The following is a 7,696-nucleotide window of genomic DNA, read 5'->3' as shown; positions in this document are numbered from 1 at the left end:
GCCAGGCGAGCCCCCTGGGCCGGGACTTCAGGAAACACTGGCTAGCCGTAGACGGCGTCGCGGGTGAGGTCGAGGGCGGTCAGCACCGCGCCGCGCAGGATCGCGTCGCCCTCGACCACGCTGGGCCGCACCTCGGTGGGGGCGGGCGACAGCGCGGCCAGGCGTTCGGCGACGAGCGCCGCCAGCTCGTCGCCGCCCTCGCGCCCGGTGCGCCCGCCGAGCACCACCAGCCCCGGGTCCAGTACCGCGACCAGCGAGAACACGCCTTCCACTATCCGGTCGGCGACCGTGGCGGCGGGCAGGTCGTCGATGTAGCCGGTCTCGACCATGTGGCAGAAGTCGGTGTCGTAGAAGCGCAGCAGCCCGACCTCGCCCGCGCCGCCGGACGCGCCGCGCCGCAGCCGCCCGTCCAGCACGACGCCCGCGCCGATGCCGTCGTCCAGCCACAGCAGGACGAAGTCGCCGCGCCCGGCCGCCGCGCCCGCCCGGTGCTCGGCGACGGCGGCGAGGTTGACCTCGTTCTCCAGCACCACCGGCACGCCGAGGCGCGCGCCGAGCGCGTCGCGCAGGTCGGTGCGCCAGCCCGGCACGCCGCTGTCGGTGGCCAGGCCCGTCGCGGGGTGGACCAGACCGGGCGCGCCCGTGACGACGGTGTGCAGCGCGCGGCCGCCCGCCGCCTCGGTGACGGCGTCGGCGATGAACGCGGCGAGGTCGGGGGAGGCGGGCAGGGGACGTGACAGCTCCGCCACCTGCGTCCCGGCGATGTTCGCGACCGACACGTGCACGGCGTTGCGCCGCACGTCCACTCCGGCCAGGTGGGCGCGGCCGGCGACGATCCCGTACAGGCGCGCGTTGGGGCCGCGCCGGTCGCCGCCCGTCTCGCCCGCCACCTCGATCAGCCCGCCCGCGCGCAGCCGCTCGACGAGGTCCGACACCGTGGGCCGCGACAGCCCCGTCAGCGTGCGCAACTGCGGCGCGGTCAGCGGGCCCTGGTCCAGCAGCAGGTCCAGGGCGAGCCGGTCGTTGATCGCGCGGGCCAGGGTGGGGGTGGCGGTCTTCACGGCCGCCATATTAGTCAGGGTTCCTGCCTGATGCTCTTTCCATCAGGAACCCTTCCTGTTAATTTATGCGGCCATGACCCCCCATCGCTCCATCGCCGCCGTGTTCGCCGTGCACGGCGCGGTCTCCGGCTCGCTGGCGACCCGCCTGCCCTGGCTCCAGGACCGTCTCGACCTCAGCCCCGGCGTGCTCGGGCTGGTGCTGCTGTGCCCGTCGGTCGGCGCGTTCGCCGGGATGCCGATGGCGAGCCGCCTCGCCTACCGCGTCGGCAGTCGCGTCGCGACCCGGCTGCTGCTGGCGTTGTGGTGCTCGCTGCTGCTCCTGCCCGCCCTGGCCCCGGCCCTGCCGCCGCTGCTGGCGGTGATGTTGCTGTACGGCGCGACGGCCGGGATGTGCGACGTGGTGATGAACGCCCACGGCGTCACCGTCGAACGGCACCTGCGCCGCCCGATCATCTCCGGCCTGCACGGGATGTGGTGCGTGGGCAGCCTGCTCGCCGGAGGTGTCGGCGTGCTGGCGGCCCAGGCCCGCGTGGACGCCCGCCTGCACCTGGGCGCGGTGTCGCTGGCGCTGCTGCTCGTCGGCCTGTACGCCGGGCGCGGCCTGCTGGCCGACGCGCCCGCCGACCGGCAGGGCTCGCCGCCGCGCCGCTTCGCCCTGCCCGGCCGCGCCATCGCCGCGATCGGCCTGGTCGGCTTCTGCGGCACCTTCGCCGAAGGGGCCAGCGCCAACTGGGCGGCGGTCTACCTGACCAAGGTGGCGCACGCGGGACCGGGCGTGGCCGCCGCCAGCTACACCCTGTTCATGTTGTGCATGGCGGTGACGCGGCTGGCCGGGGACCGGCTGGTGGCGCGCTTCGGCCCGGTGCCGGTGGTGCGGTGCGGCGGCGCGCTGGCGGTGACCGGCGGCGTCCTGGTCGTGCTGGCCCGCACGCCCGCGCTGGGCGTCACCGGCTTCGCGCTGCTGGGCGTCGGGACGGCGACGATCGTGCCGCTGGTGTTCGCGGCGGCGGGCGACGCCGGGCCGACGCCGGGGGAGGGCGTGGCGGGCGTCGCGACGATCACCTACCTGTCCGGGCTGACCGCGCCCGCCGTGACCGGCTGGACGGCCGGGGCGCTGTCCTACCCGGCCGCGTTCGCGCTGATCACGGGGGTGGCGCTGCTGATGGCGCTGACCGCCGGGGCGCTGCGCCCGAAGCCCGCCGCCGTTGCCGCCGAACCGGCCGTGGCCGTCCCGACGGGATCATGACAGGCTTCCCCCATGCCCAGGCTCCCGCCGGACGAGGCCCGGGACCGGCTGGCGTCGGTCCCGGTCGCGCGGCTCGCCACCGCCGACGAGCACGGCCGCCCGCACCTGGTGCCGGTGACGTTCGCGGTGGCGCGCGGCAGCGTCTACATCGCGGTCGACCACAAGCCCAAGAGCGGCCGCGACCTGAAGCGGCTGGCCAACATCCGCGCCAACCCGCGCGTGACGCTGCTGGCCGACCACTACGAGGACGACTGGGACCGTCTGTGGTGGGTGCGGGTGGACGGTCACGCGCACGTCGTCGACGAACCCGCCCGCACCGCCGGGCCGATCGACCTGCTGGCGGCCCGCTACCCGCAGTACCGGGAGCGGCGGCCCGACGGCCCGGTCATCGAGATCGTGATCGACGGGTGGGCGGGCTGGGCGGCGTCAGTCCCAGGCGGCCCCGACGCGCTCTAGCCGGTCGGCGTACTCGATGCGCCCGGCCCACTCGGCGGGCCAGGCGTCCATGCCCAGGTGCGCCCCGGCGAAGGCTCCCGCCAGGCAGGCGATCGAGTCGGAGTCGCCCGAGCTGGCCGCGCCGCGCCAGATCGCGCTGACGGGATCGTCGGGGAAGTAGAGGAAGCAGAGCAGGCCGGTCGCGAACGCCTCCTCGGCGATCCATCCGGCCCCGGTGCTGTCGCACGGGTCGCTCTCGCGTCGCGGGTGGGCCAGCGCGGCGTCCAGGCGGTCGAGCACGCCCAGGCACTCGTCCCAGCCGCGCGCGATGAACTCCTCCGGACTCTTGTCGTGGGCGCGCTGCCACAGGGAGCCGAGCCAGCGCTCGTGGTAGACGGCGCGCTGCTCGTGGCAGCGCGCCCGGAGCGCGCCGGGCAGGTCGCCGGGGGCCATGCCCTCGCGCAGCCACCACACCGTGAACGTCGTCAGGTCGCTGGCGGCGAGGCCCGTGGGGTGCCCGTGCGTCATCGCGGCCTGCAACTGCGCGGCACCGGCGCGCTGCTCGTCCGTCAGGCCGGGCACGAGGCCGACGGGCGTGACGCGCATGTTCGCGCCGCACCCCTTGGAGCCGATCTGCGTGGCGTTCACCCATTTGACCCCGGCGTCCAGTCCCGCCACGGCGCGCATGCAGGTCGCACCGGGCGCGCGGTTGTTGTCGGGGCTGCGCATCCAGTCGATGAAGCGCCGCCGCCACATCGGCGTGACGAGGTCGGGCGTGAACGGCGGGTTGCCGAGGGCGTCGATCAGGGCCTCGGCGACGGCCAGGCCCATCTGCGTGTCGTCGGTGACCAGGGCCGCGCCCAGGTCCCGGGGGCCGTCGAAACCGAACCGCTTGCGGATCTGCCTCATGTCGAGGAACTCGGTGGGCGCGCCGAGCGCGTCCCCGTACGCCAGCCCGAACATCGACCCCGTCGCCCGGCGCTTCGCACTCATACCGGCACTCATGTCGCCATTGTGCCGCTGACCGGCCGCAGCCGCCCCTTGCCAGAACGCCGTGCGGTGTCGTTTCCTTGAGACTCCCATGCTCGGAGGACGACCGTCGTGACCATGTCGGAGCATCGTCCGCCGCGCCCGCTCACGGCGGTGGACCCGCCGCGCCTCGGCCCCTACCGGCTGCTGGGCAAGCTGGGCCAGGGCGGCATGGGCACCGTCTACCTGGCCGAGGACACCACCGGGCGGCGCGTCGCGGTGAAGGTCATCAACCCCGACCTCGCGCACGACGAGGCGTTCCGCGAGCGGTTCCGGCGCGAGGCGGAGGCGGCCCGGCGGGTGCGGCGCTTCTGCACCGCCGCCGTCCTGGACGCGCACGTGACCGAGGACCCCCTCTACGTGGTGACCGAGTACGTGCCCGGCCCGAACCTGGTCGAGGCGGTGCGCGCCGACGGCCCGCTGCGCGACGGCGACGTGGAGGCCCTGGCGGTGGGCGTGGCGACGGCGCTGTCGGCGATCCACGCGGCCGGGATCGTGCACCGCGACCTGAAACCGGCCAACGTGCTGCTGTCCCCGCTGGGCCCGCGCGTGATCGACTTCGGGGTGGCCCGCTCGGTGGACGTCGACACCCAGCTCACCCGGACCGGCACGGCGATGGGGACGCCCGCCTACATGGCGCCGGAGGTGTTGCGGCACGAGCCGGTGACCCCGGCGTCGGACATGTTCTGCTGGGGCTGCGTGGTGGTGTTCGCGGCGACCGGCCAGGGCCCGTTCACCGGCGAGAACATCGCGCAGGTGATGCACCGCATCCTGCACGAGCCGCCGCAGCTCGACGGCCTGGGCGACTCGTTGCGCCGCGTCGTCGCCCGGACGCTGGCGAAGAACCCGGCCAACCGCCCGACCGCCGAGCAGGTGCTGACCGAACTGCTGGGCCGGACGCACGCCGACACCGAGCTGGTGGTGGAGCGGCTGGCGGCGGCGCGGAAGCGGCGCGCGCCGTCGCGCCGGATGTCGCTGGCGCTGGTGCTGGCCGTGCTGACGGGCGCGGGGGCGTACACGTGGGCGAGCGCGGAGGAGGCGGCGCCGCGCCCGCTGCTGACACCGCCGCCGGTGACGCGCTACGCCGTCCCGCCCGATGGCTTCGACAACCCGGGTTCGGGGTGGACGAACGTGCCGCACTCGAACTACAAGGGCGGGGCGTACAACCTGGCGACGTTCGGGAAGTACCTGGCGTACACGGCGTGGTCGAGCGCCCTGCCGCTGCTGCCGCAACGCCAGCTCGTCAGCGTGACGGCGCAGATCAAGGGCGGCGCGGGGCAGGCGGCGGCGGGCGTGTTCTGCTGGGGCAAGTCGACCGCGGACGGACTGGTCTCCTACGAGTTCCAGATGGCGCGCGACGGTCGGGTGAAAATCGTGCGGAACTCGGCGGGGTGGTCGGCGGTGCTGGCGGACCGGACGACGACGGCGCCGGGGTCGCGGAGCGTGCGCTTGCAGGCGTTGTGCTCGCGGGAGCGCCTGGCGTTGTGGGTCGATGGCCGGAAGGCGGCGGAGTACACGGTGAACGAGGCGCTGCCGGTGCAGGAGACATCGGGGATCTCGGGCCTGCTGGTGAGCCGCCCGCAGCCGGACGCGCCGAACACCGAGGCGGTCTTCGACGACTTCTCGGTGGCGGAGGTCTAGGGGCTGACGGCCTGGGCGTCGTCGGCCGAGATGCCGACGAGCCGGGCGAGCCGCCGCCGGTGCTCGTCGGGGGAGCCGAAGAGCTCCTGGGAGGACTTGGCGCGCTTGAAGTAGAGGTGGGCGTCGTGTTCCCAGGTGAAGCCGATGCCGCCGTGGAGCTGGATGCCCTCACCGGCGACGTGGAAGTAGGCGTCGGAGCAGTAGGACTTGGCGAGCGCGGCGGCGGCGGGCAACTCGCCGGGACTCTCGTCGGCGACGAGGGCGGCGTGGAGGACGGCGGAGCGGGCGGACTCGACCTGGACGAACATGTCGGCGCAGCGGTGCTTGACGGCCTGGAAACCGCCGATGGGACGGCCGAACTGCTTGCGGACCTTGAGGTACTCGACGGTCATGTCGAGGACGCGCTGCGCGCCGCCGGCCTGCTCGGCGGCGAGGGCGACGAGACCGACGTCGAGGGCGCGGGCGAGGGCGGCGCGGTCGGCGACGGGGCGGGCGGGGACGTTGGCGAGGTCGAGGCGGGCGAGCTTGCGGGTCTGGTCGAGAGTGGGGAGGGAGTGGCGGGAGAGTCCTGGCGCGTTGCCGTCGACGGCGAAGAGGGCGACCTGGCCGTTGAGGCGGGCGGCGATGAGGAGGAGGTCGGCGAGGTGGCCGTCGAGCACGTAGGACTTGGTGCCGGTGAGCTGCCAGCCGTCCTCGTGGCGGGTGGCTTGCATGGCGACGTCGTCAAGGCCCCAGCGCCCGTCCTCGCTCCAGGCGAGGGTGGCGATGACCTCGCCGCTGGCGATCCCGGGCAGGAGATCGCGCTTGGCGTCCTCGTCGGATGAGGCGCTGAGGGCGGCGGCGGCCATGACGGTGGCGAGGTAGGGGGAGCAGACGAGGGCGCGCCCCATCTCCTCGAAGACGACACCGAGCTCGCGGACACCGAACCCGGCCCCGCCGTACTCCTCGGGAACGGCCATGCCCTGGAGGCCGAGCTGCCCGGCCATGAGCTCCCAGACCTTGGGGTCATAGCCGTCACCGGAGGCCATGAGGCGTCGGACCTCGGCACCGGCCGAACGCTCGGCGAAGAACCGCCGCAGCGCGGCGCGTAGTTCCTCCTGCTCCTCGGTGGCGACGAGCTGCATCCGGGACCTCCCAACCTGACGCTTGCTTGGTAGGTCATTATGCCGAACGGGGTGTCGTGTCCGCCATCCCGGTCATCGCCCTTGAGGGATCTGCGCCGTACCCTGGAAAGGCATCTCCGTTGAACGCGATCTGTAGGCGAAAGGTGACACCCTGCGTCTATTCTCGTCGTGACGAGGAAGGAGCAGGGCATGACTGCCATGGCTCATGACCGGTACGTGGAGGAAGACATCCTCCTGGAAGGTTTCCTCGCCCTCGGTGTCCCTGAGGGCTTCCGCGCCGAGCTGATCGACGGAGAGATCGTCGTGACCCCACCCCCCTTGGGCAACCATGAGAAAATCATCGGTCTGATCGTCAAGCAGCTGCTCGGCGAAGGAGCGATCGACCTTGACTTCTCCGGCAACAAGGGCCTGATCACACCAGGTCCCGACGGCGTGCCCGACAACCGCGTCATCCCGGACGGCACCTTCGCGCCCGCTGACCTGGACCTGTTCAATGACGCACCCTCGTGGATGCCGTCCGACGGGGTCCTGCTGGTCCTGGAGGTCACCTCGTCCCGGCCTGAGCACGACCGGTTGGTCAAGCGGCGCAACTATGCGCAGGCCGAGATCCCCTTCTACCTGCTGGCCGACCGGGACAAGAAGACGGTGACCCTCTTCTCGGACCCGGAGGAGGGGGCCTACGAGACCGTTGAGACCGCCGATTTCGGGAACAGGCTCGCCCTGCCCAAGCCCTTGGGGTTCGAGCTGGACACGAGCAGATTCACCTGATCAGGCGGACCAGTCGTGGGGCCCGAGGACGTAGCCCTTGGCCGTCGAGTGCAGGTGCCCGGCCGACACCAGCCTGCTCAGGGCGGCCCAGAGGTCTTCCTCGGGCCGGTCGATCTGCGCCTTGAGGGCCTCGATGTCGGCGGCCCCGCCATCCTTGTCGATCTCGGCGACGGCCTCGTAGACGAGCAACTCGAAGTCGGTCAGGGCTTGCACATCACCACGTTCTTCGGTCATGAAGAGGCCATTCCCCTTGAGGACGCCTTCGTATCAGTCCGGGGGGACGATTGGCGTTCATCTGTGGGGTGGAGGGGTGGGAGTGCTCTCTCGCCCCGCACCAGACCAGCAAGCCCAGCCCCGTGCCCGAACCTGACCGACACCCCCGGCCACCGGGG

At 73.0% G+C, this 7,696-nt stretch carries 8 protein-coding genes; 4 read left to right on the top strand and 4 right to left on the bottom strand.

The features are described from left to right. Positions 1 to 41: 41 nt before the first annotated feature. Positions 42 to 1,061, bottom strand: coding sequence for an ROK family transcriptional regulator (locus AH6_RS39840; RefSeq protein ID WP_218006035.1), 1,020 nt, complete (start codon positions 1,059 to 1,061; stop codon positions 42 to 44). Between the two features lie 73 nt (positions 1,062 to 1,134). On the opposite strand from AH6_RS39840, the gene AH6_RS39835 reads away from it, so the two are divergent. Then, on the top strand, positions 1,135 to 2,307 hold the full coding sequence (locus tag AH6_RS39835; protein WP_067491264.1) for an MFS transporter: 1,173 nt from the start codon (positions 1,135 to 1,137) through the stop codon (positions 2,305 to 2,307). 12 nt (positions 2,308 to 2,319) lie between these two features. Next, entirely contained in the window at positions 2,320 to 2,763 is a 444-nt protein-coding gene (locus tag AH6_RS39830; RefSeq protein WP_067491262.1) for a TIGR03668 family PPOX class F420-dependent oxidoreductase, read from the top strand. Here AH6_RS39830 and AH6_RS39825 read toward each other — a convergent pair. Next, a complete protein-coding gene (locus AH6_RS39825; RefSeq protein ID WP_067491260.1) occupies positions 2,734 to 3,747 on the bottom strand; it encodes an ADP-ribosylglycohydrolase family protein in 1,014 nt (337 codons plus the stop codon). The genes AH6_RS39830 and AH6_RS39825 overlap by 30 nt on opposite strands. A gap of 102 nt (positions 3,748 to 3,849) precedes the next feature. Between AH6_RS39825 and AH6_RS44450 the strand changes: the two genes are divergently transcribed. Beyond that, complete coding sequence (locus AH6_RS44450) at positions 3,850 to 5,412, top strand: serine/threonine-protein kinase (RefSeq protein ID WP_157432016.1); 1,563 nt, start codon at positions 3,850 to 3,852, stop codon at positions 5,410 to 5,412. On the opposite strand, the gene AH6_RS39815 is transcribed toward AH6_RS44450, so the two are convergent. Continuing rightward, positions 5,409 to 6,536, bottom strand: coding sequence for an acyl-CoA dehydrogenase family protein (locus AH6_RS39815; RefSeq protein ID WP_067491256.1), 1,128 nt, complete (start codon positions 6,534 to 6,536; stop codon positions 5,409 to 5,411). The two genes, AH6_RS44450 and AH6_RS39815, sit on opposite strands and share 4 nt — an antisense overlap. Positions 6,537 to 6,725: 189 nt before the next feature. Here AH6_RS39815 and AH6_RS39810 point away from each other — a divergent pair, with 189 nt between their 5' ends. Further along, on the top strand, positions 6,726 to 7,304 hold the full coding sequence (locus AH6_RS39810; protein ID WP_067491254.1) for a Uma2 family endonuclease: 579 nt from the start codon (positions 6,726 to 6,728) through the stop codon (positions 7,302 to 7,304). On the opposite strand, the gene AH6_RS39805 is transcribed toward AH6_RS39810, so the two are convergent. Further along, the gene (locus AH6_RS39805) at positions 7,305 to 7,538 is read right to left on the bottom strand and encodes a hypothetical protein (RefSeq protein ID WP_067491252.1); all 234 of its coding nucleotides are present in this window, start codon (positions 7,536 to 7,538) and stop codon (positions 7,305 to 7,307) included. Between the last annotated feature and the right edge of the window lie 158 nt (positions 7,539 to 7,696).

It is taken from the genome of Actinomadura hibisca NBRC 15177 (assembly GCF_001552635.1).
Lineage (GTDB): Bacteria > Actinomycetota > Actinomycetes > Streptosporangiales > Streptosporangiaceae > Spirillospora > Spirillospora hibisca.
The sequence above is the reverse complement of the archived record's forward strand: the minus strand, read 5'-3'. Positions and strand labels throughout refer to the sequence as shown.

Excerpts from the sequence above, each read along its gene's own strand:
- AH6_RS39835 (WP_067491264.1), top strand. The coding sequence starts at position 1,135 with ATGACCCCCCATCGCTCCATCGCCGCCGTGTTCGCCGTGCACGGCGCG.
- AH6_RS39830 (WP_067491262.1), top strand. The coding sequence starts at position 2,320 with ATGCCCAGGCTCCCGCCGGACGAGGCCCGGGACCGGCTGGCGTCGGTC.
- AH6_RS39825 (WP_067491260.1), bottom strand. The coding sequence starts at position 3,747 with ATGAGTGCCGGTATGAGTGCGAAGCGCCGGGCGACGGGGTCGATGTTC.
- AH6_RS44450 (WP_157432016.1), top strand. The coding sequence starts at position 3,850 with ATGTCGGAGCATCGTCCGCCGCGCCCGCTCACGGCGGTGGACCCGCCG.
- AH6_RS39815 (WP_067491256.1), bottom strand. The coding sequence starts at position 6,536 with ATGCAGCTCGTCGCCACCGAGGAGCAGGAGGAACTACGCGCCGCGCTG.
- AH6_RS39810 (WP_067491254.1), top strand. The coding sequence starts at position 6,726 with ATGACTGCCATGGCTCATGACCGGTACGTGGAGGAAGACATCCTCCTG.
- AH6_RS39805 (WP_067491252.1), bottom strand. The coding sequence starts at position 7,538 with ATGACCGAAGAACGTGGTGATGTGCAAGCCCTGACCGACTTCGAGTTG.